25 protein-coding genes and 1 pseudogene are annotated in these 26,906 nt (G+C 67.4%); 19 read left to right on the top strand and 7 right to left on the bottom strand.

Translation table 11 applies throughout. The features are described from left to right. Positions 1–51: 51 nt before the first annotated feature. Positions 52–927: pseudogene (locus PSEK12I1_RS25225) on the top strand (cache domain-containing protein); the annotation flags it as partial. Next, the gene (locus PSEK12I1_RS25220) at positions 913–2,046 is read left to right on the top strand and encodes a methyl-accepting chemotaxis protein (protein ID WP_371099678.1); all 1,134 of its coding nucleotides are present in this window, start codon (positions 913–915) and stop codon (positions 2,044–2,046) included. The pseudogene PSEK12I1_RS25225 and the gene PSEK12I1_RS25220, both read left to right, overlap by 15 nt. Here PSEK12I1_RS25220 and PSEK12I1_RS0105790 read toward each other — a convergent pair. After that, positions 2,027–2,491: an N-acetyltransferase gene (locus PSEK12I1_RS0105790; RefSeq protein ID WP_027600947.1), complete on the bottom strand. Its 465-nt coding sequence runs from the start codon at positions 2,489–2,491 to the stop codon at positions 2,027–2,029. The two genes, PSEK12I1_RS25220 and PSEK12I1_RS0105790, sit on opposite strands and share 20 nt — an antisense overlap. A gap of 127 nt (positions 2,492–2,618) precedes the next feature. On the opposite strand from PSEK12I1_RS0105790, the gene PSEK12I1_RS0105785 reads away from it, so the two are divergent. Next, the gene (locus PSEK12I1_RS0105785) at positions 2,619–3,524 is read left to right on the top strand and encodes an alpha/beta fold hydrolase (RefSeq protein ID WP_027600946.1); all 906 of its coding nucleotides are present in this window, start codon (positions 2,619–2,621) and stop codon (positions 3,522–3,524) included. Here the strand turns inward: PSEK12I1_RS0105785 and rutR are convergent. Then, positions 3,521–4,207, bottom strand: a complete 687-nt coding sequence (rutR, locus tag PSEK12I1_RS0105780) for an HTH-type transcriptional regulator RutR (protein WP_027600049.1) — start codon at positions 4,205–4,207, stop codon at positions 3,521–3,523. The two genes, PSEK12I1_RS0105785 and rutR, sit on opposite strands and share 4 nt — an antisense overlap. 342 nt (positions 4,208–4,549) lie before the next feature. On the opposite strand from rutR, the gene rutA reads away from it, so the two are divergent. The 12 genes from rutA (at position 4,550) to PSEK12I1_RS0105720 (ending at position 15,385) form a co-directional block, all read left to right on the top strand. Then, positions 4,550–5,638 carry a pyrimidine utilization protein A gene (gene rutA / locus PSEK12I1_RS0105775; RefSeq protein ID WP_027600944.1) on the top strand — a complete coding sequence of 363 codons (1,089 nt, stop codon included), beginning with the start codon at positions 4,550–4,552 and terminating at the stop codon, positions 5,636–5,638. Then, positions 5,638–6,366, top strand: coding sequence for a pyrimidine utilization protein B (gene rutB, locus PSEK12I1_RS0105770; protein WP_027600051.1), 729 nt, complete (start codon positions 5,638–5,640; stop codon positions 6,364–6,366). The genes rutA and rutB overlap by 1 nt, the downstream gene beginning before the upstream one ends. A 6-nt stretch (positions 6,367–6,372) precedes the next feature. Next, entirely contained in the window at positions 6,373–6,756 is a 384-nt protein-coding gene (gene rutC / locus PSEK12I1_RS0105765) for a pyrimidine utilization protein C (protein ID WP_027600052.1), read from the top strand. Positions 6,757–6,838: 82 nt separating this feature from the next. Then, entirely contained in the window at positions 6,839–7,624 is a 786-nt protein-coding gene (gene rutD, locus PSEK12I1_RS0105760; RefSeq protein ID WP_027600943.1) for a pyrimidine utilization protein D, read from the top strand. Positions 7,625–7,628: 4 nt separating this feature from the next. Then, positions 7,629–8,150: a flavin reductase gene (locus PSEK12I1_RS0105755; protein ID WP_027600942.1), complete on the top strand. Its 522-nt coding sequence runs from the start codon at positions 7,629–7,631 to the stop codon at positions 8,148–8,150. 352 nt (positions 8,151–8,502) lie between these two features. Next, positions 8,503–9,522: an isopenicillin N synthase family oxygenase gene (locus PSEK12I1_RS0105750; RefSeq protein WP_027600941.1), complete on the top strand. Its 1,020-nt coding sequence runs from the start codon at positions 8,503–8,505 to the stop codon at positions 9,520–9,522. After that, positions 9,522–9,908, top strand: a complete 387-nt coding sequence (locus PSEK12I1_RS0105745; protein WP_027600056.1) for a VOC family protein — start codon at positions 9,522–9,524, stop codon at positions 9,906–9,908. Before PSEK12I1_RS0105750 ends, PSEK12I1_RS0105745 begins: the two co-directional genes overlap by 1 nt. A 20-nt stretch (positions 9,909–9,928) precedes the next feature. Next, on the top strand, positions 9,929–11,020 hold the full coding sequence (locus PSEK12I1_RS0105740; protein WP_037006752.1) for a BMP family ABC transporter substrate-binding protein: 1,092 nt from the start codon (positions 9,929–9,931) through the stop codon (positions 11,018–11,020). A 118-nt stretch (positions 11,021–11,138) separates the two neighbouring features. Continuing rightward, the gene (locus PSEK12I1_RS0105735) at positions 11,139–12,653 is read left to right on the top strand and encodes an ABC transporter ATP-binding protein (RefSeq protein WP_027600939.1); all 1,515 of its coding nucleotides are present in this window, start codon (positions 11,139–11,141) and stop codon (positions 12,651–12,653) included. Further along, a complete protein-coding gene (locus tag PSEK12I1_RS0105730) occupies positions 12,646–13,773 on the top strand; it encodes an ABC transporter permease (RefSeq protein ID WP_027600938.1) in 1,128 nt (375 codons plus the stop codon). The genes PSEK12I1_RS0105735 and PSEK12I1_RS0105730 overlap by 8 nt, the downstream gene beginning before the upstream one ends. Further along, positions 13,770–14,696: an ABC transporter permease gene (locus tag PSEK12I1_RS0105725; protein WP_027600937.1), complete on the top strand. Its 927-nt coding sequence runs from the start codon at positions 13,770–13,772 to the stop codon at positions 14,694–14,696. The genes PSEK12I1_RS0105730 and PSEK12I1_RS0105725 overlap by 4 nt, the downstream gene beginning before the upstream one ends. Then, positions 14,693–15,385, top strand: a complete 693-nt coding sequence (locus tag PSEK12I1_RS0105720; protein WP_177323734.1) for a cysteine hydrolase family protein — start codon at positions 14,693–14,695, stop codon at positions 15,383–15,385. The genes PSEK12I1_RS0105725 and PSEK12I1_RS0105720 overlap by 4 nt, the downstream gene beginning before the upstream one ends. Before the next feature lie 87 nt (positions 15,386–15,472). On the opposite strand, the gene PSEK12I1_RS0105715 is transcribed toward PSEK12I1_RS0105720, so the two are convergent. The 3 genes from PSEK12I1_RS0105715 to PSEK12I1_RS0105705 form a co-directional block, all read right to left on the bottom strand. Then, positions 15,473–17,152, bottom strand: a complete 1,680-nt coding sequence (locus tag PSEK12I1_RS0105715; RefSeq protein WP_177323733.1) for a glycosyltransferase family 39 protein — start codon at positions 17,150–17,152, stop codon at positions 15,473–15,475. A 1,153-nt stretch (positions 17,153–18,305) separates the two neighbouring features. Beyond that, positions 18,306–19,112 (bottom strand): histidinol-phosphatase, encoded by an 807-nt coding sequence (gene hisN, locus PSEK12I1_RS0105710; protein WP_027600934.1) that lies wholly within the window; start codon positions 19,110–19,112, stop codon positions 18,306–18,308. A gap of 2 nt (positions 19,113–19,114) precedes the next feature. After that, positions 19,115–20,065 carry an adenosine deaminase gene (locus PSEK12I1_RS0105705; protein ID WP_027600933.1) on the bottom strand — a complete coding sequence of 317 codons (951 nt, stop codon included), beginning with the start codon at positions 20,063–20,065 and terminating at the stop codon, positions 19,115–19,117. A 228-nt stretch (positions 20,066–20,293) separates the two neighbouring features. Between PSEK12I1_RS0105705 and PSEK12I1_RS0105700 the strand changes: the two genes are divergently transcribed. From PSEK12I1_RS0105700 to PSEK12I1_RS0105690, 3 genes are all read left to right on the top strand, one after another. After that, positions 20,294–21,394: an acyltransferase gene (locus PSEK12I1_RS0105700; protein ID WP_231501046.1), complete on the top strand. Its 1,101-nt coding sequence runs from the start codon at positions 20,294–20,296 to the stop codon at positions 21,392–21,394. A gap of 104 nt (positions 21,395–21,498) precedes the next feature. Beyond that, positions 21,499–22,605 (top strand): calcium:proton antiporter, encoded by a 1,107-nt coding sequence (locus PSEK12I1_RS0105695; protein ID WP_027600066.1) that lies wholly within the window; start codon positions 21,499–21,501, stop codon positions 22,603–22,605. 9 nt (positions 22,606–22,614) lie between these two features. Then, positions 22,615–23,178, top strand: coding sequence for a DedA family protein (locus PSEK12I1_RS0105690; RefSeq protein WP_027600931.1), 564 nt, complete (start codon positions 22,615–22,617; stop codon positions 23,176–23,178). 854 nt (positions 23,179–24,032) lie between these two features. Here the strand turns inward: PSEK12I1_RS0105690 and PSEK12I1_RS0105685 are convergent. After that, positions 24,033–25,052, bottom strand: coding sequence for a branched-chain amino acid aminotransferase (locus tag PSEK12I1_RS0105685; RefSeq protein ID WP_027600068.1), 1,020 nt, complete (start codon positions 25,050–25,052; stop codon positions 24,033–24,035). 243 nt (positions 25,053–25,295) lie between these two features. On the opposite strand from PSEK12I1_RS0105685, the gene PSEK12I1_RS0105680 reads away from it, so the two are divergent. Next, positions 25,296–25,787 (top strand): hypothetical protein, encoded by a 492-nt coding sequence (locus PSEK12I1_RS0105680; protein WP_169742435.1) that lies wholly within the window; start codon positions 25,296–25,298, stop codon positions 25,785–25,787. A gap of 5 nt (positions 25,788–25,792) precedes the next feature. Here PSEK12I1_RS0105680 and PSEK12I1_RS0105675 read toward each other — a convergent pair whose 3' ends face one another. Then, entirely contained in the window at positions 25,793–26,836 is a 1,044-nt protein-coding gene (locus tag PSEK12I1_RS0105675) for a zinc-dependent alcohol dehydrogenase family protein (RefSeq protein WP_027600930.1), read from the bottom strand. Positions 26,837–26,906: the final 70 nt, after the last annotated feature.

The following is a 26,906-nucleotide window of genomic DNA, read 5'->3' as shown; positions in this document are numbered from 1 at the left end:
TCCCGGCCGTAATACTGGCCATTCCCCCTGGCAACCTTCTGGAGCCGCCGTATGACTCTGATACCCACCCGCATCGCCGGGCGCATGACCCTGGGCGTGCTTTGCCTGCTGGGGCTCACCGCCATCGGCGTCTACGCCGTGATGGCCTTTGGTGGTAAACCGCAACTGGTGGCCGCCGGGACGGCCGCGGCCGAACAGTCGGCCACCGCCATCGCACGGCAACTCGCCCTGCAGCTGGCGCGTATCGAAGGGACCAGCGTGGCCCTGGCGGATCTGGGCGAGACGCTGCCCCATGACGAAGGGCTGGTGAAGGCCGTCCTGCCAAGGCTCATCGACAGCCACGGCGACCAGGCTATCGCCGGCGGCGGCCTCTGGCCGGAACCCGCCGCCTTCACCCCGGGGGTCGACCGCCGCAGCTTCTTCTGGGCTCGCAACGGCGCCGGCGGTCTGGAGTACTCGGACGACTACAATGCGCCCCAGACCTCGGCCTATCGCGACGAATCCTGGTATCGCGATGCCAAGGCGGCCACCGCGGGACGGTGCGTCTGGTCCGACGCCTACCAGGACCCGGTCAGCCAGGTCGCCATGACCACCTGCAGCGTGCCCTATCGCCAACAGAACGCCTTCGCCGGCGTGGCGACGCTGGACCTCAAGCTCGATGGTCTTGCCGCCTTCCTCGAACGCCAGGGTGGCGTGACCGGTGGCTATGCCTTCGCCGTCGATCGCAGTGGCAATCTGCTCTATTTCCCTGGGATCAAGGGTGCCAAGGGCCTGCCGACGCTGAACGACGTGATCGCGGGTGAGGCCTCGTTCAAGGCGGTGGCGGATGCCCTCGGCCAAACGGGCAACCGCACCCTGTACCTCCCTCACGACCGCCAGCTCGATGGCGCCGCTTACGTCACCCTGGTGCCGATGGATGCGACCGGCTGGCAGGTCGGTCTGGTCACGCCCGAAGCTCAGGTCACCGGCCTGGCCACGCGCCTGACCAGCCAGATGCTGCTCTTGCTGTTGCCGCTCCTGGCACTGCTGCTGGGCATAGCCTGGCTCGCCGGCCGGCGCCTGCTGGCCCAGCTGGAAGAGACCACCCTGCAGATCGAGCGCCTGGGCCAGGACGGTGCCAACGCGAGCGAACTGGACATCCGGCGTGCCGACGAAATCGGCCGCTTGCGCGGCGCGGTCAATCGCTACGCTGGCTCGCTGCGCGAGATGCTCCGCCGGATCGCCGCTGACGCCTCGCTGCTGCAGGGCCAGGCGACCGAGCTGGCGCAACTCTCCCATGGCCTGGCCGATCGGGCGGAAAAGCAGCGCGAAGACAACACCCTGCTGGCGACGGCCATCACCGAGATGTCGGCCAGCGCCGGCGAGGTGGCGCGCAACACCACCGACTGCTCGGACGTGGCCCGCGCTTCGCTCGGCACGGTGCACACCGGCCAGAGCCAGATGGCGCGCAACACCGACTCCATGCAGGGGCTGGCCCAGGAGATCGGTGGCGCTGCCACCGCCATCACCCGTCTGGGCGAGGACATCGAGCGGGTCGGCGGCGTGCTGGACGTGATCAAGTCGATCTCCGAACAGACCAACCTGCTGGCCCTCAACGCGGCCATCGAGGCGGCCCGGGCAGGTGAACAGGGACGCGGCTTCGCCGTGGTCGCCGACGAGGTGCGCACGCTGGCCGGGCGGACCCAGGCGTCCGCCAACGAAATCCAGGGGATGATCGCCAGCCTGCGCCAGGCGTCGAGCGCCGCCGTGGCCACCATGCAGGCCGGGGTGCAGCGTACCGAAGTCGCCGTCCGAGAGGCGACCGTCGTGGCCGGCACCCTGAGCGGGACCGTCGACAGCTTCGATGGCATCGTCGAGCGCGCTCAGCAGATCGCCGTGGCCGCCCAGGAGCAGAGCCACGTGACCCAGGAAATCAATGAACTGGCGGTGCGTATCCATGCGGCGAGCGAGGAGGGCGCCCGCGACGCCGGTGCGCTGCGTCAGCTCGGCCAGGAGATGCAGGGACTCTCGACCCGCCTCAGCGTCCTCAGTCAGGGCCAGCGCTAGTGCCGACGGCGGGCGTCGGGCACAGCGCCTTGCGCAGGAAATACCGCGCAAAGCCCGGCGGATAGTCCGCCAGCTCGCCGAATACTTCGTAGCCCAGGCGTTCGTAGAAGCCGCGAGCCTGGAATTCGTGGGTGTCGAGCCAGGCGCCGTGGCAACCGCGGGCCAGGGCTTCGGCCTCGGCGCGCCGCAGCAATTCGCGGCCGGCGCCCTGGCCGCGGGCGGCTTCCTCCACCGCCAGCAACTGCACATAGAGCCAGCCATAGCTGGTGTAGCCCCAGAGGCCGCCGAGGGCTTCGCCGCCGCGGGTCAGGCTGATGACCAGGGCCCGGTAACCGCTCGGGCCCGCCTGGCTGTCGTTGTAGCGCCTCAGTGGCGCCGCGATCGCCTGGCGCAGGTCTTCGCGTGCCTCGTCGGTCAGGTGGTAAACCAGGGGCGCTGCGGACATGGCGAAGGTCTCTGGAAGAGGTCTGTCCGAGCATAGCGCAGCAGCGCCGCGTGACCGCCCGGTTCTGCCGCTTTTGCGGGTACGACCTTGGGGTAGCATGGCCCTTTAGCCATTTCGCGAGGGAGCCATGGACATACGTGAAGGTCGCGCCCGGGTCGGCGCCCTCGAGCTGGCCTATGAGGACTGGGGCGATCCCGCCGATCCGGCGCTGCTGCTGATCATGGGCTTTGGCGCCCAGTTGCTGCTCTGGCCGGAAGGCTTCTGCGAGGCCCTGGTGCGCCGGGGCCTGCGGGTGATTCGTTTCGACAATCGCGACGTCGGCCAGTCCTCGCGGCTGAGCTGGCCGGGTGGACGGCCGCCTTCACTGTGGCCGGTGCTGGGGCGGGCGCAACTGGGCAAGCCCAGCGCGGTGCCCTATCGCCTGGAAGCCATGGCCGCCGATGCGGTCGGGCTGCTCGATCACCTGGGGCTGGAACGCGCCTTCGTACTGGGCGGCTCCATGGGCGGCATGATCGCCCAGATCCTCGCCGCTCAATGGCCTCAGCGGGTCGCGCGGCTGGGCATCCTGTTCTCGTCGACCAATCAGCCGCTGTTGCCGCCACCCTCGTTCAAGCTGCTGGGCAGCCTGCTGCTGCGGCCGCCGGCCGATCTGCCGGCGGAGGCGGCGCTCGCCCGGCAGAAGGCCCTGCTGCGCGGTATCGAGAGTCCGAGGTATCGCCAGAGCGAGGCCGATCTGGAACGACTGGTGCAGCGTATCCTGGCGCGCGGGGTGGATGTGGAGGGGGTGCAGCGGCAGTTGTTCGCCCTGCTCGGCAGCGGCGATCTGCGGCCCTTCGCCCGCCGCATCCAGGCGCCGACCCTGGTGGTGCACGGCGCGCGGGATCCCTTGCTGCGTCCGGCCTGTGGTCGCGCCGTGGCGCGGGCCATTCCCGGCGCCCGCTTCGAGCTGATACCGGACATGGCCCATGACCTGCCGGCACCGCTCTGGCCGAGGCTGAGCGAGTTGTTCGCCGAGTTCTTCCTGGCGGCCTAGGCCGGGCCGCCGGCGCGGGGCCTGAGCCCGTCGATGATCAGCGTCTCCAGGCCCTGCAGGACCTCGTCGAAGAACAGCGGATCCTTCAGCGAGCGGCCGCACAGGGTCTGCACCTGCACCCGGAAGTCTGCATAGTGCTGGGTGATGGCCCAGATGCTGAAGATCAGGTGGTGCGGATCCACCGGGGCCAGCTTGCCGGCGGCGATCCAGGTGCGGATCACCCGGGTCTTCTCGTCCATCAGGTCGTGCAGGCTGCCCTGCAATTCGGGCAGCAGCAGCGGTGCGCCCTGGACCATCTCCAGGCAGAACAGCCGGGACTCGGCGGGATAGTCGCGGGACATCTCCAGCTTCTGGCGCAAATAGCCGCGCAGGGCGTCGAGGGGTTCTTGCTCTTCGCTGAAGGTGCGCAGGGGATTCAGCCAGGTCGCCAGCAGCTGACGCAGCACGGCGACATAGAGCTCTTCCTTGTTGCTGAAATAGTAGAGCAGGTTGGTCTTGGAGACGTCCGCCTGCAGCGCCACCTGATCCAGACTGGCGCCGTGCAGACCGAAGCGGGAAAAGATATCGAGCGCCGCGCTGAGGATCTGGGCGCGCTTGGCTTCTATCTGGCGCTGCCGGCGTTGCTGGGCGGCAGGGCTGGGTTGGCGGGACTTGCGTGGCGGAAGATCACTGGCCTGACTCACGAACTGCTCCTTGGGCCTTCTTGGACATCTGACGCGGGCCGGCTGCAGGCGCGGTCGTTGAGCTTCGCACCGTCCTGGTGACGAATCATCGGCGGACCCCGAAGGGTAGCGCGCCGGTCTCCGAACTCTAGCATGACGCGCCAGCCTGCATGCCCCGGATTCGGGCGTCTTGCACAAACTAGGTGCTCTAATCTGGACCAAATGGTCAAGTTTTATTCTCGAATAGATCCCAAGTGTTTGATTGGCTTGAACTTTCAAGACTTGGCAAGCTTTCTGCTCCGATCCTGCAGCAACGGCGCATCTGGATGCGCTTCGATTCCTGACTGCGGGAGAGTGCGAGCGATGAACATCGGTGTCTTCATTCCCATCGGCAACAACGGCTGGCTGCTGTCGGAAAACGCGCCCCAGTACCGGCCCACCTTCGAGCTGAATCGCGAGATCGTGCAGCGTGCCGAGCACTACGGCTTCGACTTCGCCCTGTCGATGATCAAGTTGCGCGGCTTCGGCGGTAAGACCGAATTCTGGGACCACAACCTGGAGTCCTTCACCCTCATGGCCGGGCTGGCGGCGGTGACCTCGCGCATCAAGCTGTTCGCCACCGCCGCGACCCTGACCCTGCCGCCGGCCATCGTCGCGCGCATGGCCGCCACCATCGACTGCATTTCCGGTGGCCGCTTCGGCGTCAACCTGGTCACCGGCTGGCAGAAGCCCGAATACAGCCAGATGGGGCTCTGGCCGGGCGATGAATTCTTTGCCAGTCGCTATCAATACCTCGGTGAATACGCCCAGGTGCTGCGCGATCTCTGGGGCACCGGCCAGTCGGACTTCCAGGGCGCGCACTTCCGCATGGAAGACTGCCGGGTCAGTCCGCAACCCCAGGCACCCATGGAGATCGTCTGCGCCGGGGCGAGCGATGCCGGCCTGGCCTTCGCCGCCGAACACGCCGACTACAGCTTCGTCTTCGGCAAGGGCGTCAACACGCCCAAGGCCTTCGCCCCGGCGGTGGAGCGGCTGCAGGCCGCCACCGCCAAGACCGGGCGCGAGGTCTCCTCCATCGCCCTGTTCATGATCATCGCCGCCGAGACCGACGAGGCCGCTCGCGCCAAGTGGGAGCACTACAAGGCCGGGGCCGACGAGGAGGCCATCGCCTGGCTGGGCGCCCAGGCGGCCGCCGACACCAAGTCCGGCAGCGACACCAACGTGCGGCAGATGGCTGATCCGACCTCGGCGGTGAACATCAACATGGGCACCCTGGTGGGCTCCTTCGCCAGCGTGGCGCGGATGCTCGACGAGATCGCCGAGGTACCCGGGGCCAGCGGGGTGCTGCTGACCTTCGATGACTTCGTCCAGGGCGTGACCGACTTCGGCGAGCGCATCCAGCCGCTGATGCAGAGCCGCCGTCACGTCGATCTGCTCAAGGAGAGTGCCTGATGAACGCTGTGGAAACCCTGGCGGGCTATGCCCTGCCTGCCGACGACGCCGAAGCCGTGACGCTGCCGGCGCGTCCCGAACCGCTGCGGCTCAAGGCCAGCGAGACCGCCCTGATCGTGGTGGACATGCAGAACGCCTATGCCAGCCAGGGCGGCTATCTGGATCTGGCTGGCTTCGACGTCTCGGCCACCGGCCCGGTGATCGAGAACGTCGCCGCCGTGGTGGAGACCGCTCGCGGCGCGGGCATTCAGGTGGTCTGGTTCCAGAATGGCTGGGATCCGGAGTATCGCGAGGCGGGCGGGCCGGGTTCGCCCAACTGGCACAAGTCCAATGCCCTCAAGACCATGCGCAAGCGACCCGAATTGCAGGGGCAGCTGCTGGCCAAGGGTGGCTGGGACTATGCCCTGGTGGATCGGCTGCAGCCGGCGGCCGCCGACCTGGTGGTGCCCAAGACCCGCTACAGCGGCTTCTACAACACCCACCTGGACAGCCTGCTGCGCGCCCGTGGCATCCGCAACCTGGTGTTCGTCGGCGTCGCCACCAACGTCTGCGTGGAGTCGACCCTGAGGGATGGCTTCTTCCTCGAATACTTCGGCGTCTGCCTGCACGACGCCTGCCACCAGGCCGGGCCCCGTTCGGCCCACGAGGCCGCGCTGTTCAACATCGAGACCTTCTTCGGCTGGGTCGCCAGCTGCGCCGATTTCCACACCACCTTCGCCAAGGACTGAGCCACCATGCCCAAGCAAGCCGTGATCCCCGCCGGTACCGGTACCCCCATCGCCCCCTTCGTGCCTGGCAGCCTGGCCGATGGGGTGCTCTATGTCTCCGGCACTCTGCCGTTCGATGCCCAGAACAACGTGGTCCACGTCGGCGACGCCGCGGCCCAGGCACGCCATGTGCTCACCACCATCCAGGGCGTGGTGGAGGCGGCCGGCGGCACCATGGCCGACGTCACCTTCAACATGATCATGCTCACCGACTGGGCGAACTACGCCGCCATCAATGCGGTGTACGCCGAATTCTTTCCCGGCGAGAAGCCGGCGCGCTACTGCATCCAGTGCGGCCTGGTGAAGCCCGACGCCCTGATCGAGATCGCCAGCATCGCCCATGTCGGCTAGGCCGCGCTCCGTCTAGCCCCTCTCCCCTGGGAGAGGGCTGGGGTGAGGGAAGCCTCAACCACCTAACCTTCAAGGACCGCCCATGCACTTCGAACTCCATGGCCGCCAGGATCCGGCGGCCGAGACCCTGCTGCTCAGCTCCGGGCTGGGTGGCGCCGGGGCCTTCTGGGCGCCGCAACTGGCGGCCCTCGGCGAAAGATTCCGGGTGGTGGTCTATGACCAGACCGGCACCGGCAGGAGCCCGGCCGAATTGCCGGCGGACTACCGCATCCAGCATATGGCGGAGGACCTGCTGGCGCTGGCCGATCGCCTGGAACTCGACCGCTGCCTGTTCATGGGCCATGCCCTGGGCGGCCTGGTGGGACTGCAGGCCAGTCTGCTGCGGCCGGGCCTGATCCGTCGCCAGGTGCTGGTCAATGCCTGGAGTCGGCCCAATCCGCACACCGGGCGCTGCTTCGCCCTGCGTCAACGGCTGCTGCGCGACAGCGGCGCCGCGGCCTATGTCCAGGCCCAGGCGATCTTTCTCTATCCGGCCACCTGGATCGCCGAACACGGCGAGCGCCTGGCCGCCGACGAAGCCCATGCCCTGGCGCACTTCCCCGGTGAGGCCAATGTCCTGCGGCGCATCGGCGCCCTGCTGGCCTTCGACGTGGACGCCGAGCTGGGGCGGATCCAGGTACCGACCCTGGTACTGGCCAATCGCGACGATGTGCTGGTGCCCTGGACCTCGTCCCAGCGCCTGGCCTCGGGTCTGCCCCAGGCCAGCTTCGAATTGCTGGAGTGGGGCGGCCATGCCTCCAGCGTCACCGACCCCGCCACCTTCGACCGGGTGGTGCTCGACTATCTCAGCCAACCTTCCGAGGAATAGCGCCATGTCCGTTGCCCATGCCTTGCCGCCTGCCACGACGCCCGCCGCCCCGGTCGAACGCGACCTCTTCCGTGGGGCCATGGCGCGCCTGGGCGCCGCGGTCAATCTGGTCACCACCGATGGTCCGGCCGGCCCGGCTGGCTTTACCGCGACCGCCGTATGCAGCGTCAGCGACAGCCCGGCGACCCTGCTGGTCTGCCTCAACCGCGGCGCCTCGGTGCATCCGGCCTTCAGCGCCAACGGCGTGCTCTGCGTCAACGTCCTGGCCGCCAGCCAGCAGGCGCTGGCCAATCTCTTCGGCGGCAAGACCGCCATGGCCGAACGCTTCGCCGCGGCGCGCTGGACCCGCCTGGCCACCGGTGCGCCGGTGCTGGACGGCGCCCTGGTGGCCTGCGATTGCCGCATCGCCGGGGTGCAGTCGGTGGGCAGCCACGACCTGTTGCTCTGCGAGGTGCTGGGGGTGGCCGAGCCGGGTGGCGAAGGCGGACTGCTGTACTTCGACCGGCGTTATCACGAGCTGGCCTAGCGGGGGCTGTCGGGCTTCGACGAGGGAGCCGTCTCAACCCAACCCATGACCGCCGTAGGTTGGGTTGAGCGCAGCGAAGCCCAACACCGCCACGCCGATCCGACACCCCAAAGCCTTCCCTGTCAGCCCTGACCGCACCCCCAGGCGCCACCCCGGTGCACGCTGACCGTTCGAGGTGCAGCGCACCAGCAGCGGATCCTGACTTTCTCCGTTAAACCGCTGTTTTTATTGGCTTTTATAGTTTTTACCAAATGGTCCAAAGATGGCACAACGGTTGCACTTTCCCTGCTGCCGTCCTGCCCGGTGAACGTGCGTCGCGCTGTCTCCTTCCGTCCCACTCGTGAGGTCCGTCATGTCGCTGTCCAGTGTTCCCATCATCGATCTGGCTCCCTACTTCGAAGGTTCTGCCGCCGGCAAGCAGGCGGTGGCCAAGGCCGTCGACCAGGCCTGCCGCGACATCGGCTTTCTGGTCATCACCCACCACCAGGTGTCCGACGAATTGGTCGAGCGCGTCTCGCGCCTGTCGCGGGCCTTCTTTGACCTGCCGCTGGCCGAGAAACGCAAGGCCGATCGACCGCGCCCGGATCAGGTGCGCGGCTACAGCGCGGTGGCCGAGGAAAGCCTGTCCTACAGCCTGGAGGAGGCGGCGCCGGGGGATCTCAAGGAGTCCTTTTCGATCGGACCGCTGGATGTCCCGGAGACGGCCTACTACCGCGGTCCCGAAGCCGGACCGCACTTCGCGCCCAATGTCTGGCCCGCGGCCATTCCCGGCTTTCGCCAGGCCTATGCCGAGTATTTCGCCGCCATGAGCGATCTGGCGCGCACCCTGATGCGGCTCTTCGCCCTGGGGCTGGACTTGCCGGAGACCTACTTCGACAGCCGCATCGATCGCCACATCAGCATGTTCCGCACCCTCTGCTATCCCCACCAGAAGGAGGCGGCGCTGCCTGGCCAGCTGCGCGCCGGGGCCCATACCGACTACGGCAGCCTGACCATCGTCCGTCCCGACGACGCCCCCGGCGGCCTGCAGGTGCGCAATGCCGACGGCGAGTGGGTGGACGTGCCCAAGGTGCCGGGCAGCTTCGTGGTCAACATCGGCGACCTGATGATGCAGTGGACCAACGACCGCTGGGTCTCGACCCTGCACCGGGTGGTGAATCCACCGGCGGATGCCGGTTGCGACACCCGCCGCCAGTCCCTGGTGTTCTTCCATCAGCCCAACTACGACACCCTCATCGAATGCCTGCCCGGTTGCGCCACGCCCGGCACGCCGCCGCGCCATGCGCCCATCACCTCGGGCGACCACCTGAGATCCAAGTTCGTCAAGCAGACGACCTTTGGCGGTACCCAGACCGGCGTGCGGGTGGCCTGATGCCGAGTCTTTCCTACGTCAACGTCTTCGCCCAGGACGTGGTGGCCCTGAGCGGCTTCTACCAGCGGGTGTTCGGCTTCCCGGAGATCGAGGCGATCCGCTCGCCGATCTTTCGCGGCCTGGACACCGGCAAGACCGCCATCGGCTTCAATGCGCCGGAAGCCTATGAACTGCTGGGGCTGGGCGAATTCGCCGGCAGTGAAGGCTGCCGCTTCCTGCTCAACCTGGAGGTGGACAGCCGCGCCGAGGTGGACCGGCTGGTGCCGGTGGCCGAGGCCGCTGGCGCCCGGCTGCTGAAGGCGCCCTACGAAACCTACTACCACTGGTACCAGGCGGTGCTGCTGGACCCGGAAGGCAACGTGTTCCGTATCAACCACATGTTGTAGACCAGACTAAGGACGAGACGATGCTGAGCAGATGGCTGGGAAGAGTGGCGTGCGCGCTGGCGCTGGTAGGGCTGGGCAGCGTGGCACGGGCGGACGACGAGGGCTTCACCCTCAAGGGCGAGCCGAAGATCGCCATGCTGTATTTCACCGCCAAGAACGACGGCGGCTGGACCCAGGCCATGGACGAGGCGCGGGTCAAGATCGAGAAGGAACTGGGCCTGAAGATCCAGTTCGTGGAAAACGTGCCGGAGACCGCCTCGGCCATCCGCCCGGCGGCCGAGCGCTTCATCAAGCGCGGCGCCAACATCGTCATCGGCACCGCCTTCGGCTATTCCGACACCTTCAAGCAACTGGCCGAGCAGTATCCCGAGGTGGCCTTCCTCAACGCCTCGGGCACCACCAACGGGCGCAACCTGGAATCCTTCTACGGTCGTACCTACGAGAGTCAGTACCTCTGCGGCATGGCCGCGGGCGCGGCCTCCAAGACCGGCAAGCTGGGCTTCGTCGCGGCCAATCCCTTCGGCGTGGTGAACTGGACCATCAACGCCTACGAGCTGGGCGCCCGGCAGATGAATCCCAACGCCACCCTCACGGTGATCTATACCGGCAGCTGGAACGATCCGGTCAAGGAGCGCGCCGCGGCCGCTGCCCTGATCGACCAGGGCGCCGACGTCATCGGCCAGCACGTGGACACCCCCACGCCGCAGATCGTCGCCCAGGAGCGCGGCGTGTATGGCACCGGCCACCACCGCGACATGCGCCAGTTCGCGCCCAAGGCCACCCTCTGTTCCTCGGTGTGGGTCTGGGATCGCTTCCTGGTGCCCGAGCTCAAGAAGGTCATCGCCGGCCACTGGAAACCCGCGCCCAACGGTGCCCTGGTGTCCATGGCCGACGGCGGCACCGACATCGCCGGCTTCGGCGATGCCGTGCCCAAGGCGGCCCAGGAGAAGATCCTGGCCGAGCGCGAGGCCCTGCTCAAGGGCAAGCAGATCTACGCCGGTCCCCTGAATGATCGCGACGGCAAGGAGCGCGTCCCCGCCGGCCAGGTGTTGTCCGACCCGGCGCTGTGGCAGATGGACTGGTTCGTCCAGGGCGTGACGACGCAGAAGTAGCGGTTCACCCCTGGGTGCCGGGCCTCTCGAGGTCCGGCACCGGAGCTGACGCCTGAGTAGGGTGGAAAACCGCGCAGCGTTTTCCACGGAGGCGATCCCTGGATAAAGGCCGACCAGCATGAAAAGACACAACGCCCTGCAACTGCGCGGCGTCGGCAAGACCTTCGATGGCTTCCAGGCGCTGCAGCAGGCGGATTTCCTGGTGCGCTGGGGCGAGGTGCATGCGCTGCTCGGCGAGAACGGCGCGGGCAAGTCGACGCTGATGAACATCGCCGCCGGCCTCTATGCGCCGGAGACCGGTGAGCTCCTGGTGGACGACAACCTGGTGCGGCTACGCGGTCCGGCGGACGCCGCCCGCTTGCACATCGGCATGGTCCACCAGCACTTCAAGCTGGTGCGACCCTTCAGTGTGGCGGAGAACGTCCTGCTCGGCCTGCCGGCGGGGGAGGGTAGCCATCGCCGGCGCCTGGCCGAGATCAGCGAGCGTATTCGCCAGCAGGCCGCCGCCCTGGGCTTCGCCATCCGCCCGGAGCAGCGGGTGGCGGAGCTGTCCATCGCCGAGCAGCAGCGGGTGGAAATCCTCAAGGTGCTACTGGCCGGGGCGCGCATCCTCATCCTCGACGAACCCACCGCGGTGCTTACCGATGGCGAAGGCGAGCGGCTGTTGCAGACCCTGCGCGCCCTGGCGGCGGAGGGCGCGGCGGTGGTGCTGGTGACCCATCGCATGCAGGACGCCCTGACCTACGCCGACCGCCTCACGGTGATGCGCGGCGGTCGCACCCTGCGCAGCCTGGACCCCGCCGAGGTGTCGGTGGACGAACTGGTACGCCTTGCCGTGGGGGACGCCCAGCCGCTGGCCGATACCCCGCGCCGTGCTGCCGGGGCACCGCTGCTCAGGGTGCGCGGCCTGCGCACCCCGGAGCAGGGTGGCCGGCGCGCCCTGGATGGCATCGATCTGGAACTGCGCGCTGGCGAGATCTATGGCATCGCCGGCGTCGGCGGCAACGGCCAGGGTGAACTGGCCGATGTGCTGATGGGCCTGCCGCAGCCCTACGAAGGCGAGGTGCGGCTGGAGGGCTTCGGCGAGCTGGGCACGACAGCCAGCGCCCGGCGCCGCGACCTGCGCATCGCCGCCATTCCCGCCGACCGCTATGGCAGTGCCCTGGCCGGCTCCCTGTCGGTGGCCGACAACTTCGCCATCGGCGCGGTGCACAGCGGTCGCTTCGGTGGTTTCGCCCGCCTGGATAGACGCGCCCAGGAAGCGGCGACCCAGGCGGCAGTGGCGCAATTCGATGTCCAGGGCGTGCGCTCGGTGCGGCAGAAGGCGGCGCTGCTCTCCGGTGGCAACGCCCAGAAGCTGGTGATCGCCCGGGAGTTCGGCCGCGAACCGCGGCTGGTGCTGGCCCACAGCCCCAGCCGTGGCCTCGACGTGCGTGCCGGTGCCGAGGTGCAGGCACGGCTGCTGGCTGCCCGCGAGGCCGGCGCCGCGGTGTTGCTGATCAGCGAAGACCTGGACGAGGTGCTGGCCCTCGCCGATCGCATCGGGGTGATGAGCGCCGGACGCCTCGTCGCCGAATTCCAGCGACCCGCCGATCGCCAGGCGATCGGCCATGCCATGGTGAATCATGCTTGAACCCCTGAGTGCTCCGCTTTCCCCGGTCGATGGCCCGCGACCACGGCAACCGCTGTTCAGCCGGCGCTACACCCTGGAGATCCGCCAGCAGCTGGCCTGGCCCTGGCAGGCGCTGATCCTCGGCCTGGCGCTGCTCTTGGGCCTGGGCCTGTCGGCTGCGATCCTGGTCCTGGCCGGGGTGCCGGCCGGCGAGTTGCTCAACGAATTCGTGGTCGCCACCCTGTTCGATGCCCAGAGTCTGCAGGCCACCCTGTTCCAGGCCGCGCCGGTGATCCTGGTCGGCCTGGCCGGCTGCCTGGCCTTTCGCGCGCGCTTCTGGAACCTGGGCCTGGAAGGCCAGATGATCTGGGGGGCCATCGGCGCCACGGCGGTGTCGCTGTTCGAGATCGGTCCGGAGGCCCTGCGCCTGCCGCTGATGCTGGTGGCGGCGCTGCTCGGCGGTCTGCTCTGGGCACTGGCGCCCTTGCTGCTCAAGCTGCGCCTGGGGGTGAACGAGATCATCGCCTCGCTGATGCTCAACTACATCGCCGCCAACTTCCTGCTGCACCTGGTGTTCGGTCCCTGGAAGGACCCGCGCGACGCCTTTCCCTATTCGCCGCTGTTCCGCCCCTTCGAGCGGCTGCCGGAGTTGCTGCCCGGGCTGAGCCTGGCGGTGCCCCTGGCGCTCTTGGTGGCGGTGCTGGCCTGGTGGTTCGTCGCCCTGAGCCGGGCCGGGCTCTACCTGAGATTCGTCGACGCCAATCCGCGGGTGGCCGGCGCCGTGGGGGTGCCGGTGCGCACCACCATCCTCGCCACGGTGCTGGCCTCCGGCGCCCTGGCCGGGTTGGCCGGCTTCGTGGTGGCGGCCGGGCAGGAGGGGCGGCTGACCCAGTCCTTCTACCAGGGCTATGGCTTCTCCGGGATCCTCATCGCCTTCCTGGCGCGCAACAACCCCCTGGCCGCCGCCGTGGTGGCCTTCCTGGTGGCGACCCTGTTCGTCGCCGGGCGCAATCTGCAGGTGTTCTACCAGATCCCCTTCGCCATGGTGCAGCTGATCCAGGCGCTGATCGTCATCTGTGTGGCGTCCTCGGATTTCTTCATCCGCCATCGGCTCAGACGCAGCCAGGGAGGTGCCGCTTGAACCTGCTCGCCAGCTGGCTGGGTAACGTCCCCGACTTCGCCATACCCTACGCCCTGGCGGCGCTGGGGCTGATCCTCACGGAAAGATCCGGGGTGCTGGCCCTGCATGCCGAGGGCCTGATGCTGGTCGGCGCCCTGTTCGGCATCGGCGCGCAACTGGCCCTGGGCAATGCCGGCCTGGCGCTGCTGGCGGCCATGGGCGCGGCGGCGCTGGTCTCGCTGCTGTTCGCGGTCATGGTGATCTGGCTGCGCATCAACCAGGTGATCGCCGGCCTGACCCTGGTGTTCTTCTGCCAGGGCCTCACCGGCCTGCTCGGTACCCTCTGGGGCTGGACCAACCAGCCGGTGGCCGGCCTGCCGGCGCTGGCGCTCTGGCCGCTGTCCGAGCTGCCGCTGGTGGGGCGTCTATTCCAGCAGAACCTGCTGGTCTACCTGACTCCGTTGATCTTTCTCGCCGTCATCGCCTGGCTCGAACGCACCACCCCCGGCCTGCGCCTGCGGGCGGTGGGCGAGAATCCCCAGGCGGCCGATGCCGCCGGTCTCTCGGTGGCCGGCTATCGACTGCTGGCGATCCTCGCCGGCGCGGCGCTGGTGGGTCTCGCCGGCGGCTACATCGCCGTGCTCAGCACCAAGCTGTGGATCGCCGAGATGACCGGCGGCCGTGGCTGGATCGCCGTGGCCCTGGTGATCTTCGCCCGCTGGTCGCCCTGGCGCGCCCTGGCCGGGGCATTGCTGTTCGGCTGCATCGAGGCGCTGATTCCGCAATTGGCCGCCGCCGGGGTGCGGCTGTCGCAATACTTCATCCTGATGGCGCCCTATGCCGTCACCCTGGGCGTGATGATCTGGGTCGCCCTGGCTGGGCGTGACCGCCTGAGCCAACCCGGCGCCCTGGGCGAAGCCTATGTCCGTGAGGAGCGTCGATGAACCTGCGTGTTTTCGTCTATGAGGAACCCCGGCTGCTGGCGCGGACGGACTTCGCCGATTACCTGGACCCGAGCACCACGGCGGTGCTGTCCATCGACCTGCATCGCGGCCACCTGGACGCCTCGCCGGACTGCCCCTGCCCGGCGCCCCGCGCCCGCGATCTGGTGGCGCCGGTGGATGCCTTCCATCGCCAGGCCCGCGCCCTGGGCGTGCGCATCGTCCATGTGAAGTCGGTACTGCGCGCCAATGGCGCCGATGACCTGGGCGGCATTCCCGCGGCCTGGCGACGGACCTTTCCGCTGCACGTCGGGCCGATTCCCAATGCCGACGCCCATGCCCTGGAAGGCTCGCCTTGGACCGAGTTGCTCACCGAGGTGCTGCCCGAGGATCTGCGGGTGGAAAACAAGCGGCGGCTGTCGGCCTTCTATCCCACCGACCTGGACTTCCTGCTGCGCAACCAGCGCATCACCACCGTGGTGCTGGATGGCGGCTTCACCGACTGCTGCGTGCTCAACACCGCCTTCGATGCCAGCAACCGCACCTATCGCGTCATCGTCCTGCGCGACCTGGTACGAGGGACCAATGAAAGCCTGGAGCGAGCGGCGCTGAGCATGGTCTCCCTGCATCTGGGGCTGGTGATGGAATCCCAGGATCTGCTCGCGGCCTGGGGCGATGGCAGCGACTCCTGATCGCGGTCCGTTGGGCTTCGACGATGGAGCCGTCTCGACCCAACCTGCGTGGGGAGCCGCCGTAGGTTGGCTTGAGCATCCAACACCTCAGGGCACCCTCGGCGACACCATGAAGGCGCGGAAGCGCTCCTTGAGATTGCCGGGGCGGGCGCCCTGCCAGAGCAGCTGCCAGCCCGGCGGTACCGCCACGGCTTCGTGCCATTCGTCCTGCACCACCAGCACCTGGCAGGGCACCTGTCGCAGCGCGGTCAGCTCCAATGGGGGGTAGCCGCCGTAGACATGCAGCATGGAGCGTTCCGACTCGCCCAGGCCATAGCTGGCCACGCAATCCGTCCGTGGCAGCACCCGCTGCAACTCGGTGAACGGCCGGGCATAGCTGTTGCCCAGGTCGACCCAGGGCAGCCAGAGGCTGTTGGCCAGACTCCAGCTCACGGTGAGGCCGACGAACCAGAGACTGCCGGGGGCCAGGCGTCTGTGCAGCCCTAGCGCCAGGCCCCAGCCGAGTAGCGCCAGCGCGGCGAGGGTCCAGGCCAGCAGGCCTACCGGCAGTCGTTCAGCGAGCGGCAGGTGGTCCCGGACCAGCGCTGGCCAGGGCAGCGGCCAGCCCAGCGCCAGGCCGAAACCGCCTAGCGCCAGCAAGGCGATGATCGGCGTCCAGAAGGCCAGGCCGAGGGTGCGCCCGAGGGCGGCGAGCGCGGGCGGTGGCTGCAGTCGCGCCGCCAGCAGCGCCAGGGCCGGAAACAGCGGCAGCAGATAGAGGCTGCGGAACACCGCCGACTTGAGCAGGACCGCCAGGCAGACGATGGCATAGAGCACTACCGTGGCCAGTCCCGGATGCCGACCCAGACGCTTCAGCGGGCTACCGCCGCGGCGATACAGCTGCCAGAGCGTGGCGCCCAGCAGGATCAGCCCGGTGGGAAAGGACAGCGCCAGCAGATCCGCCAGGCTGGAAGCGAGGCCATCGGTATCGCTGTTGCGCGCCTCCAGGCCAAAGAAGCGGCCGATGTTGTTGGTCCACAGCCAGGTATGGAACAGCTCCGGCGCCCGGTGCCAGAGCAGCGCCGGCCAGACCAGCAGCCAGGGCAGGGCGGCCAGGCTGGCGGCGAGCAGCCAGTGCCGTCCTTCCGGCTCGACCAGCCGCCGCGGCCAGCAGAACGCACAAAGCAGTCCGGTGAGGCCCAGCACCCCGGGGACCAGCAGGCCCTTGCTCATGAAGGCGATGCCCAGGCCGCTGCCAAACAGTAGGCCACGGCGCCAGGGATGGCGGTTGTCGTGCAACTGCGCGGCCAGCCCGGCAAGGCCCAGGGTGGCGCCGGCCAGCTGGGGCACGTCGGCGATCAGCAGATGACTGTGCTGCACCACCCCGAGCATGCCCAGCAGGGCGAGCACGGCCTCGCGCCGGCGGCCGGGCAGCAGCCGCTCGGTCAGCCAGGCGAGGGCGGCCAGGGTCACCAGCATCCAGCCCAGCACCGCCAGCCGCGCGCCGTCGGGCGCACTCAGCCAGGGCGCGGCCAGTCGCGCGGTCAAGGCGCCGGTCCAGTACATCAGCGGCGGCTTTTCCATGAAGGGCGCGGTGCCGACTCGGGGCACCAGCCAGTCCGGGGTGGTGAGGAAATTCCACACCATGCCGAAGGAATAGGGTTCGTCGGCCTTCCACAGACCACGACCGAACAGGCTGGCGAGCAGGTAGGCGGCCAGGCAGCCGAGCAGCAGGGCCCGCTCCAGCTGTGCGGCTCTGGGGGAGGCGGTGGAAGAGGAGGGGAGCACGGCAGGGACTCTTGGCGGAATCCTGCCGGTATACGGGAGTTGGCTTAGAGGGGGCTTAAGAGGTTAGCGGGGGATGATTGCCATGGGGCCAATCGCGGCCGCTCCTGCAGGCTCGGATTGGGTCTGTAGGAGCGGCCCATGGCCGCGATGGCTTTTGGTGTCTTGGCTGGTTATTGAGGTCTGTTGATAGCTCTTGTTTCGCTTGGCCGGCGACTCACTTTTCTTTGCTTGCGGATCGTCGCCCGGTGCAAAGAAAAGTAAGCAAAAGAAAGCACACCTCGATAGTTCGGCCCTCCGCTGCGCTCCGGGTCCCCTCGCTCCGGCGCCGCTCCGGGGGGCACGGCACGAAGGGGCTTCCTGCCCCTTGCGCCTCGCTCGGCGTCCTGCCTCGCAACCCCTGCACTCGGCCTCACTGGCGGGGACGGGGCGCAAGCGTGAATCTTGGGTGTTCACAGGATCTGTAACGTGTAAAGCCGCAGAGCGTTTTCCCCTGGCAGCCCTTAACTGCCGAAGCAACTGTCTTTATCGCGGCCATGGGCCGCTCCTACAGTAGCCGTATATCTCGTAGGAGCGGTCGCTACGGCGCACCGGCATGGCCGCGATTCCAGTAGAGTCAAGGCGTAGCGTGTAAAACCGCGTAGCATTTTCCAATGGCGAGTACTGACACCATCAGTGGACAAGGCTCCGCCGTTGTCCACGCTACGAAAGCGCTTGGGCTCCTCAACCAAAACTTTCAGGCTGGCGAATCGCCCCGTTCAGGAGGGCGAGCGCCAGTGTTGTGGAGTGGGTCGAGCCGCATGGATGCGGCGAGAGGTCCAGTGGGCCATGGACGGCCCATCTGGACCGACCCCGGAACGGCGCTGGCGTGAGCGAAACGTAGCGTAGCGGAGTAACAGCCGTAGGCTGGCCCGAAGGGCGAGCAACGCGAGTCACCCGCAGCGCAGCGAGGGCCGGATGTCCGGGGCAAGCGTTTTTGGTTACTTTTGTCCGGGGCGCGCAGCCGCGATTGGCAAAAGTGACTCGCCCGGGTGGGCGAAACAAGAGCCATCAGAGCACTCAATAAGCAGCCGGGCACCTATAAAGCCAAGATTGCAGCTCCGTAATGTTGGGCTTCGCTCCGCTCAACCCAACCTACGAAGCCGTCTGCCAAGCCTCAGGCCAGGTGCTGCAACCGCTCCACCAACAGCGCATGCAACTTCGGATCACCGCAGGCGAGGATGGCGCCGCCCTGCTGGGCATCGCCGCCGTCCCAGGCGGTCATGCGGCCGCCGGCGCCTTCGATGATGGGGATCAGTGCCTGGACGTCGTAGGGCTGCAGGCCCGCCTCGATGATGATGTCGACGAAGCCCGAGGCCAGCATGCAGTAGGCGTAGCAGTCGCCGCCGAAGCGCGCCAGCTGTACCTCGGCCGCCACGGCGTCGAAGGCGGCCAGGCGCTCGGGGGTGTCGAAGATATCGCGGCTGGTGCACATCAGCCGGGCCTGGGCCAGGCTGGCGCAGGGACGGGTGCGCAGGGCCGCGCCGTTGCGCCAGGCGCCGGCCGGGGTGCCCAGGTAGCGTTCGCCGGTGAAGGGCTGGTTCATCACCCCGATCACCGGACGGCTGCCGTCGTTGAGCGCCACCAGGGTGCCCCACAGCGGCAGGCCGGTGATGAAGGCGCGGGTGCCGTCGATGGGGTCGAGCACCCAGCTCAGGGGGCTGCTGCCGGCGACGTTTTCCTCTTCCTCGCCCAGGATACCGTGATCCGGGTGCTCGGCCTGGATGAGTTCACGCATGGCCCGTTCGGCGGCCTTGTCGGCGATGGTCACCGGGTCGTAGCGACGCCCGGCGACGGCCGCGTCGCCCTTGTCGTCCACCGCCAGCTGGGCGCGGAAGTAGGGCTGGATGGCCACGGCGGCGGCATCGGCCAGGCGCTCGGCGAAGCGTTCGTAGTAGGAAATCTCGGCAGCGGTCAGGCTCATGCTCATTTCACCAGGCGGGCGTCGAGGCTGTTCTGCGCCAGGCGCCGGGCCTGTTCCTGGGTCATGCCCAGGCCTTCGTGCAGGGCCATGAAGTTCTCGGTGACGTAGCCGCCGAAGTAGGCCGGGTCATCCGAGTTGACGGTGACCTTGAGGCCGCGGTCGAGCATCTTGAGGATGGTGTGCTGGCTCATGTCGTCGAACACGCAGAGCTTGGTGTTGGACAGCGGGCAGACGGTGAGCGGGATCTGCTGGTCGGCCAGGCGAGCCATCAGGCGCTCGTCCTCGAAGGCGCGCACGCCGTGGTCGATCCGCACCACGCCGAGCTGGTCGAGTGCTTCCCAGATGTACTCCGGCGGACCTTCCTCGCCGGCATGGGCGACGGCCGGAAAGCCTTCGGCACGGGCTCGGGCGAAGACGCGCTTGAACTTGCTCGGCGGATGACCCTTTTCCGAACTGTCCAGGCCGACGGCGACGAAGTGGTCGCGGAACGGCAGCGCCTGATCCAGGGTGGCCTGGGCGGCGTCCTCGGACAGGTGCCGCAGAAAGCTCAGGATCAGCCCGCTGGTCACGCCCAGCTGCTTTTCCCCATCGGCCAGCGCCTGGGTGATACCGCGCACCACCACCTCGAAGGGAATGCCGCGATCGGTGTGGGTCTGGGGATCGAAGAAGGGTTCGGTGTGGATGACGTTCTGTTCCTTGCACTTGAGCAGATAGGCCCAGGTCAGGTCGTAGAAGTCCTGCTCGGTGCGCAGCACGTCGGCACCGGCGTAATAGAGGTCGAGGAATTCCTGCAGATTGCCGAAGTTGTAGGCGGCGCGCAGGGCTTCGACATCACCCCAGGGCAGGGCGACGCCATGGCGCTCGGCCAGCTTGAACAGCAACTCGGGCTCCAGGGTGCCTTCCAGGTGCAGGTGCAGTTCGGCCTTGGGCAGGGCGTTGAGCCAGTCGTACATGGGATCCTCGGGATAGCTTGAATCAGGAAAAGATGGACGATTGTCGCACGCTTTGCCCGGTTTTCCGCAGCCGTCCGGGTTCCCGCTGACCGATGTACGGTGGCTTCGTCGGTCAGAAATTCCCAGCATTCCACGCTTTGGGCCAGCAAAAGGCCATAACGCCTGCATCGGGTCTGGATCTGACTACAATCGGGACGCATGGCTCCAAACACCACGCGTGAGGTATCCGTGCAGACCGTTCAGGATCATGTTGGCGGCAAGAACAACAATCTCAATCTGATTCGCATGATCGCGGCGCTCGCCGTGGTCTTCAGCCACAGCTTCGCCATCTCCAGTGGCACCCCCACGGCGGAGCCCGGACGCGAGAGCCTTGGCATGACCCTGGGCGACATCGCGGTCGACATCTTCTTCATCACCAGCGGTTTCCTGGTCACCAAGAGCCTGCTCAGCCGGGCCGACATCATCGATTTCGTCTGGGGTCGCGCGCTGCGCGTGGTACCGGGGCTACTGGTGATGCTGGTGCTGACGGTGCTCGGCCTCGGCGCCTGGCTGACCCGGGCGCCCCTGCAGGATTATCTGAGCGATCCCCAGACCTGGTTCTATCTGTTCAAGAACACCGGCCTGATCGCCGGCGCCGAGTTCGACCTGCCCGGGCTGTTCGAAGGCAATCCACTGCAGGCCATCGTCAATGGCTCGCTGTGGACGCTGCCCTTCGAGGTAGGCATGTACGGCGCCCTGGCGCTGCTCTGGCTGGCCGTGCTCTGGCTGCGCCTGGACAGTCGCCACTTCCAGCGCGCCATCCTGCTGTTCGCCGTGGGCGCCGCCCTGTTCAAGCTGTTCGCCCACTACTTCTTCGCCAGCGAATCCCATCTGCTGCGGCTGTTCCAGATGTTCTTTCTCGGTGGCGCCTTCTATGTGCTGCGCGCCTACATCCCGCTGTCGCGCGCGCTCTTCGTCGCCGCCGTGGCGCTGCTGGCGGTGGCCACGCCCGACCGTGACAGCTTCTTTCTGGTCTATAACCTGGTGCTGGGCTACGTACTGCTCTATCTCGCCTTCGTGCCGGCCGGGCGCATCCGCGCCTTCAACGAGGTGGGCGACTATTCCTATGGCCTCTACATCTACTCCTTTCCGGTGCAGCAGACCCTGGCGGCGGTGATCCCCGGCATCGAGGCCTGGACCATGGTGATCCTTTCCATCGGCATCACCCTCCCACTGGCGGTGGTGTCCTGGTACCTGGTCGAGCGTCACGCCCTGGGCTATCGCCAGGTCTGCGCCACCGGCACTAGGGCGGTGTGGAAGCGTCTGGCGCCGCGCGCTCGGGTTGGCTGAGGGGCCGCCGCGCGGGCGATCAGGGCAGGGCGTATCGCGGTGCGAGCGTTTTGCCGTCTATGGCGGTCGTAACAAGGCATTGCTCAACCAAGGACGCCTTTTCCATGCTCGCCGCCCTCAAAGACGAAACCCTGCTGCTGGTCGCCATCGGTGCCACGGTGCTGGCCTATGTGTTCGAACACGCGCTGCTCGGCGGTGGCCAGACCCTGGCGCTGGTCGCCGCCGGCGGCCTGATCGCCGCCATCATCTGCGCGGCCATGCGCGTCGCCCACCACGCCGAATTGCTGGCGGAAAAGGTCGGCGATCCCTACGGCACCATGATCCTGACCCTTTCCGCCGTGCTGGTGGAGGTGATCATCCTGGCGATCATGATGAGCCACGACCACTCGCCGACCCTGGCCCGCGACACCATCTACGCCGCGGTGATGCTGGACATGAACGGCATCATCGGTCTCGCGGCGCTGCTCGGCGGCCTCAAGCACGGCGAGCAGCCCTACAACGACGATTCCAGCCGCAGCTACGGCGTGATGATCATGACTGCGGTGAGCATCTCCATGCTGGTGCCGGAATTCATCCCCACGGCTCAGTGGCACGTCTATTCCTTCTTCACCATCGGCGCCATGGCGCTGCTCTATGCGCTGTTCCTGCGCATGCAGACCGGTCCACACAGCTACTTCTTCAGCTACAGCTACCCAGAGAAGAAGCGCAAGCGCCCGGCCGTGGAAGGGCAGGGCGAGGCAGGCGGCCATGGCGAGAGCAGCTCGGCGCTGTCCATCGGCCTCTTGATCGTCGGCATCGTCGCCACCGGGGCCCTGGCCGAGGTGATGTCCAAGTCGCTGGATACCGGTCTGGAAGGCCTGGCCGTGCCGGCCCTGGTGCCTGCCCTGGTGGTGGCGGTGATCTCCGCCAGTCCGGAGATCCTCACGGCCCTGCGCGCGGCCATGGCCAATCGCATGCAGTCGGTGATCAACATCGCCCTGGGCGCCAGCCTGTCCACCGTCATCCTCACCGTACCGGTGGTGGAAGCCATCGCCCTGTTCAATGGCCAGCCCATCCAGATGGCCATGACCCCGGTGCAGACGGTGATGATGGCCGTGACCTTGATCGTCGCCGCCATCAACCTCAACGACGGCGAGACCAACGCCATCGAGGGCATGACCCACTTCGTGCTGTTCGGCACCTTCATCATGCTGACCATCCTCGGTCTCTAGGGACGCGCCATGATCGACAGCGAGGTCATCAGCAACTACGGCTACGGCGCCGCCGTGCTGGGCGCCCTGATCGAGGGCGATGGCGTGGCCATCCTGGCCGGCATCGCCGCCCGCCACGGCTATCTGCTGTTTCCGCTCACGGCCGTCTGCGTGGCCCTGGGCGGCTTCATCGGTGACCAGACGCTGTTCTTTCTGGGGCGTCGCTACGGCGACAGCATCCTTGGTCGTTTCAAGCGCCAGCAGGCACGCATCGACTGGCTGCGCAGCCGTATCCATCGCCACGAGGCGCTGTGGATCATCGGCATCCGTTTCGCCTACGGCTTCCGCCTGATCGGCCCGCTGCTGATCGGCGCCAGCGGCGTACGCCCACGGCGCTTCCTGTTCTACAACATCATCGGCGCGCTGCTCTGGGGCTTCGTCATGACCGGCATCGGCTATGCGGTGGGCGAGATCCTGCGCGACTTCTTCGCCGAGCATCATGTGTCGAAGCGCTGGCTGATCGCCGCGGCGATCTGCGTGGCGGTGCTGTTCATCGGCGCCCGCGCCATCCTGCGGCGGCGGGAGGGGGTGTAGGGGAGGGTGGTTGTGTAGGTTGTGTTGAGCGCAGGCGAAGCCCAAGGCTTTGGGTTTGAGCTGTTGTACTGGCTTATTATCGTGGTTTGCTGATGGTTGCTGTTTCGCCCACCCGGGCGAGTCACTTTTTTCAAACGCCAAAAAGTAACCAAAAACGCTTGTCCCCACGTTTCGGCCCTTCGCTGCGCTCCGGGTCCCCGCGCTCCGGCGCCGCTCCGGGGGCACGGCACGAAGGGGCCTCCTGCCCCTCGCGCCTTGCTCGGCGTCCTGCCTCGCATCCCCCTGCGCAACGCCTGCACTCGGCCTCACTGACGGGGACGGGACGCAAGCCTGATACTTGGGTGTTCACAGGTTGTAGCGTGGAAAACCGCGCAGCGTTTTCCACTGAGGGAGTAACGCTTAACGCGTGGACAAGGCTGCGCCGTTGTCCACCCTACCGGTTTGCACCCAAAGCATCAGGCACGTGGATCGCCCCGTTCAGGAGGGCGAACGCCAGTGTCGTGGAGTGGGTCGAGCCGCATGGATGCGGCGAGAGGCCTAACGGGCCATGGACGGCCCGTGTAGGCCGACCCCGGAGCGGCGCTGGCGTGAGCGGACCCGGAGCGCAGCGGAGGGCCGGATGTCCGGGGCAAGCGTTTTTGGTTACTTTTGCCGCGATTGGCAAAAGTGACTCGCCCGGGTGGGCGAAATCAAAACCGTCAACGCACTCGATAAGCAGCCAAGGCACCGACAAAGCCAAGCCTGTAGCACCGTAGCGTTGGGCTTCGCTTGCGCTCAACCCAACCTACCGCCAACCCCTTGTCCAATGAAAAAGGCGCCCTGAGGCGCCTTCTTCAAACCAAACCAACCGCGAGTCAGACCTTGACGATCCAACCCTCCGGCGCCGGCTTGTCGCCGGTCTGGATGCCGGTCAGTTCTTCGTACAGCTTGCGCGTCACCGGGCCGACTTCGGTCAGGCTGTGGAAGACGTGCAGCTTCTCGCCGTACTGGATGCCGCCGATGGGGGTGATGACCGCCGCGGTGCCGCAGGCGCCGGCTTCGACGAACTGGTCGAGCTGGTCGATATGGACGTCGCCCTCGACCACCTCCAGGTTCAGCCGCTCGCGCGCCAGGTCCATCAGCGACATGCGGGTCACGCCCGGCAGCACCGACTCGGAGCGCGGGGTGACGAACTTGCCGTCGCCGGTGATGGCGAAGAAGTTGGCCGAGCCGACTTCCTCGATCTTGCGATGGGTCAGGGGGTCCAGGTAGATGCAGTCGGCGAAGCCTTCGGCCTTGGCCTGGGCGCCGGGCATCAGGCTGGCGGCGTAGTTGCCACCGACCTTGGCGGCGCCGGTGCCCTGGGGCGCGGCGCGGTCGTAGCTGGAGATGACGAAGTTGTGCGGGGTCATGCCGCCCTTGAAGTAGGCGCCGACCGGGATGCCGAACACCACGAAGTGGAATTCGGGGGCGGTGCGTACGCCGATGTTGTCACCCACGCCGATGACGAAGGGGCGCAGGTAGAAGGCGCCACCGGTGCCGTAGGGCGGGATCCAGGCCTCGTTGGCCTTGACCACCTGCTGGCAGGCGTCGATGAACATCTCGGTGGGGACCGGCGGCATCAGCAGGCGGGCGCAGCTCTTGTGCATGCGCGCGGCGTTGCGGTCGGGGCGGAACAGGTTGATGGAGCCGTCCTGGCAGCGATAGGCCTTGAGGCCTTCGAAGCACTGCTGGCCGTAGTGGATGGCCGTGGAGCCTTCGCTGATGTGCAGCTGGTTGTCGCGAGTCAGCTCGCCGGGTCCCCAGCTGCCGTTGCGATAGGTGGCGATATAGCGGAAGTCGGTCTTGATGTAGTCGAAACCGAGGGTCTTCCAATCGATGTCCGCAGCGCTCATAGATCCTCGCAGTGCTCTCCGGCGGCTTGGCCGGTCGTTTCGTTGTCGGGCCGTACGCCTCGCCGGCGACGGTTCAAGGGGGTGGACGAGGCGGGCTCGTCGCTAGACTGTGAAAGATACCGCTTATCCGGACCGGCGGGGGCACCTTTCAGCCAATCGGGTCTCCAAAGTCTGAAGCTGGCCCTTTGCCGCCTCGGCCTGCTGCCTCAGGCTAGACGCCGGGGTCATCACCAGGAGCTCGTTTTGAAAACAATGATGGCGTTGCTGGGTGCCTTGACCCTGCCAACGCTCACGGCGCAGGCCGCCGGTATCTTCACCGATGGATTCGACACGGCGCTCAATCGCCGGGTCATCGAATGGCGGGGCGCGCCCTCGCCGGAAGGTATCGTCTTCAGCGTCATCGCCAGCCAGTTCAAGACCAGTGCCGGCAATGCCACCACCGATTTTCGCACCCAGCTGTCCACCTTTGGCGACAAGGTGCGCTTCCATGGCTGCAGCGCCAGTCGCTGGGAGATGAACAACCAGATCTATCTGCCGCTCAAGGGCCAGTACCGCATGGCCGGGCTGGACGAGCGCTATGGCGAATACTTCGTCGCTCAGCCCACCCGCCAGGACCTGGAGTGGGTGGCCATGAACACTCGCGTTCACTATCGCCTCTGCCGCCTGCGCGAGACCCTGTCCGCCGAGGACCTGCAGGGCCTGCGCTGGGTGTTGCAGGCGGCGGAGGCCGACTAGCCCGGCTAGTCGAAGCGGGTGATGACGGTCACCCCGGTGCCTTCGAACCTGTCCATGTGCATCAGCGCCGCGCCGGATTCGGCCAGGCTGATCTCGCGGCCGATCAGTTTCTCCGGCGCCAGGGTGCCCTGGCGCAGCATGGCCATCAGCACGTCGTAGCGATGGGCCTGCATGCCGTGGCTGCCGAGGATCTCCAGTTCCCGGGCGATCACCAGGTTCATCGGCAGCGCCGGGGTCGCCTGGTCACCCAGCAGCAGTCCGACCTGGACGTGCCTGCCGCGCTTGCGCAGGCAGGCGATGGAATTGCAGCAGGTGGTGGGATGGCCGAGGGCGTCGAGGGAGAGGTGCGCACCGCCGCCGGTCAGTTCTTGCACCGCCTCGGGCACGCTGGCCACCTGGGTGGCATCGATCGTCGCCACCGCGCCGAGGCGACGCGCCAGGGCCAGCTTGTCGGCGGTGATGTCGATGGCCACCACCTGGGCGCCCAGGGCGCGGGCGATCATGATCGCCGAGAGGCCGACGCCACCGCAGCCGTGCACCGCGACCCACTGGCCGGCGCTGACCCGGCCCTGATCGACCACCGCGCGAAAGGCCGTCACGAAACGGCAGCCCAGGCTGGCCGCGGTGGCGAAGTCCAGTTGCTCGGGCAGGGCGACCAGATTGAGATCGGCCTGGTGGATGCCGACGTACTGGGCAAAGGATCCCCAGTGAGTGAAGCCGGGCTGGAACTGGTGATCGCAGACCTGCTGGTGGCCGGCATGGCACTGCGGACAGGCGCCGCAGCCACCGACGAAGGGCACCGTCACCCGGTCGCCGACGCGCCAGAGGGTCACGTCCCTGCCCACCGCCTCGACCACCCCGGCCAGTTCGTGGCCCGGCACATGGGGCAATTCGATGTCGCTGTCATGGCCGACCCAGCCGTGCCAGTCGCTGCGGCAGACGCCAGTGGCCATGACCCTGAGCACCACACCGTGGGCTTCGGGGGTGGGGTCCGGCACCGTGCACAGGCGGGGTGGCGCGGAAAAGGCTTCGTAGACGACGGCTTTCATGGCGGGGCCTCGGGCGGGATGACGACTCCAGTATGGCAAGTCGCGCAGCGTTAGCCTGTCTGCCAGCCGG

This window comes from Pseudomonas sp. MOIL14HWK12:I1 (genome assembly GCF_000510705.1).
Lineage (GTDB): Bacteria > Pseudomonadota > Gammaproteobacteria > Pseudomonadales > Pseudomonadaceae > Chryseomonas > Chryseomonas oryzihabitans.
The sequence above is the reverse complement of the archived record's forward strand: the minus strand, read 5'-3'. Positions and strand labels throughout refer to the sequence as shown.

Excerpts from the sequence above, each read along its gene's own strand:
- PSEK12I1_RS25220 (WP_371099678.1), top strand. The coding sequence starts at position 913 with ATGGATGCGACCGGCTGGCAGGTCGGTCTGGTCACGCCCGAAGCTCAG.
- PSEK12I1_RS0105790 (WP_027600947.1), bottom strand. The coding sequence starts at position 2,491 with ATGTCCGCAGCGCCCCTGGTTTACCACCTGACCGACGAGGCACGCGAA.
- PSEK12I1_RS0105785 (WP_027600946.1), top strand. The coding sequence starts at position 2,619 with ATGGACATACGTGAAGGTCGCGCCCGGGTCGGCGCCCTCGAGCTGGCC.
- rutA (WP_027600944.1), top strand. The coding sequence starts at position 4,550 with ATGAACATCGGTGTCTTCATTCCCATCGGCAACAACGGCTGGCTGCTG.
- rutB (WP_027600051.1), top strand. The coding sequence starts at position 5,638 with ATGAACGCTGTGGAAACCCTGGCGGGCTATGCCCTGCCTGCCGACGAC.
- rutC (WP_027600052.1), top strand. The coding sequence starts at position 6,373 with ATGCCCAAGCAAGCCGTGATCCCCGCCGGTACCGGTACCCCCATCGCC.
- rutD (WP_027600943.1), top strand. The coding sequence starts at position 6,839 with ATGCACTTCGAACTCCATGGCCGCCAGGATCCGGCGGCCGAGACCCTG.
- PSEK12I1_RS0105755 (WP_027600942.1), top strand. The coding sequence starts at position 7,629 with ATGTCCGTTGCCCATGCCTTGCCGCCTGCCACGACGCCCGCCGCCCCG.
- PSEK12I1_RS0105750 (WP_027600941.1), top strand. The coding sequence starts at position 8,503 with ATGTCGCTGTCCAGTGTTCCCATCATCGATCTGGCTCCCTACTTCGAA.
- PSEK12I1_RS0105745 (WP_027600056.1), top strand. The coding sequence starts at position 9,522 with ATGCCGAGTCTTTCCTACGTCAACGTCTTCGCCCAGGACGTGGTGGCC.
- PSEK12I1_RS0105740 (WP_037006752.1), top strand. The coding sequence starts at position 9,929 with ATGCTGAGCAGATGGCTGGGAAGAGTGGCGTGCGCGCTGGCGCTGGTA.
- PSEK12I1_RS0105735 (WP_027600939.1), top strand. The coding sequence starts at position 11,139 with ATGAAAAGACACAACGCCCTGCAACTGCGCGGCGTCGGCAAGACCTTC.
- PSEK12I1_RS0105730 (WP_027600938.1), top strand. The coding sequence starts at position 12,646 with ATGCTTGAACCCCTGAGTGCTCCGCTTTCCCCGGTCGATGGCCCGCGA.
- PSEK12I1_RS0105720 (WP_177323734.1), top strand. The coding sequence starts at position 14,693 with ATGAACCTGCGTGTTTTCGTCTATGAGGAACCCCGGCTGCTGGCGCGG.
- hisN (WP_027600934.1), bottom strand. The coding sequence starts at position 19,112 with ATGAGCCTGACCGCTGCCGAGATTTCCTACTACGAACGCTTCGCCGAG.
- PSEK12I1_RS0105705 (WP_027600933.1), bottom strand. The coding sequence starts at position 20,065 with ATGTACGACTGGCTCAACGCCCTGCCCAAGGCCGAACTGCACCTGCAC.
- PSEK12I1_RS0105695 (WP_027600066.1), top strand. The coding sequence starts at position 21,499 with ATGCTCGCCGCCCTCAAAGACGAAACCCTGCTGCTGGTCGCCATCGGT.
- PSEK12I1_RS0105690 (WP_027600931.1), top strand. The coding sequence starts at position 22,615 with ATGATCGACAGCGAGGTCATCAGCAACTACGGCTACGGCGCCGCCGTG.
- PSEK12I1_RS0105685 (WP_027600068.1), bottom strand. The coding sequence starts at position 25,052 with ATGAGCGCTGCGGACATCGATTGGAAGACCCTCGGTTTCGACTACATC.
- PSEK12I1_RS0105675 (WP_027600930.1), bottom strand. The coding sequence starts at position 26,836 with ATGAAAGCCGTCGTCTACGAAGCCTTTTCCGCGCCACCCCGCCTGTGC.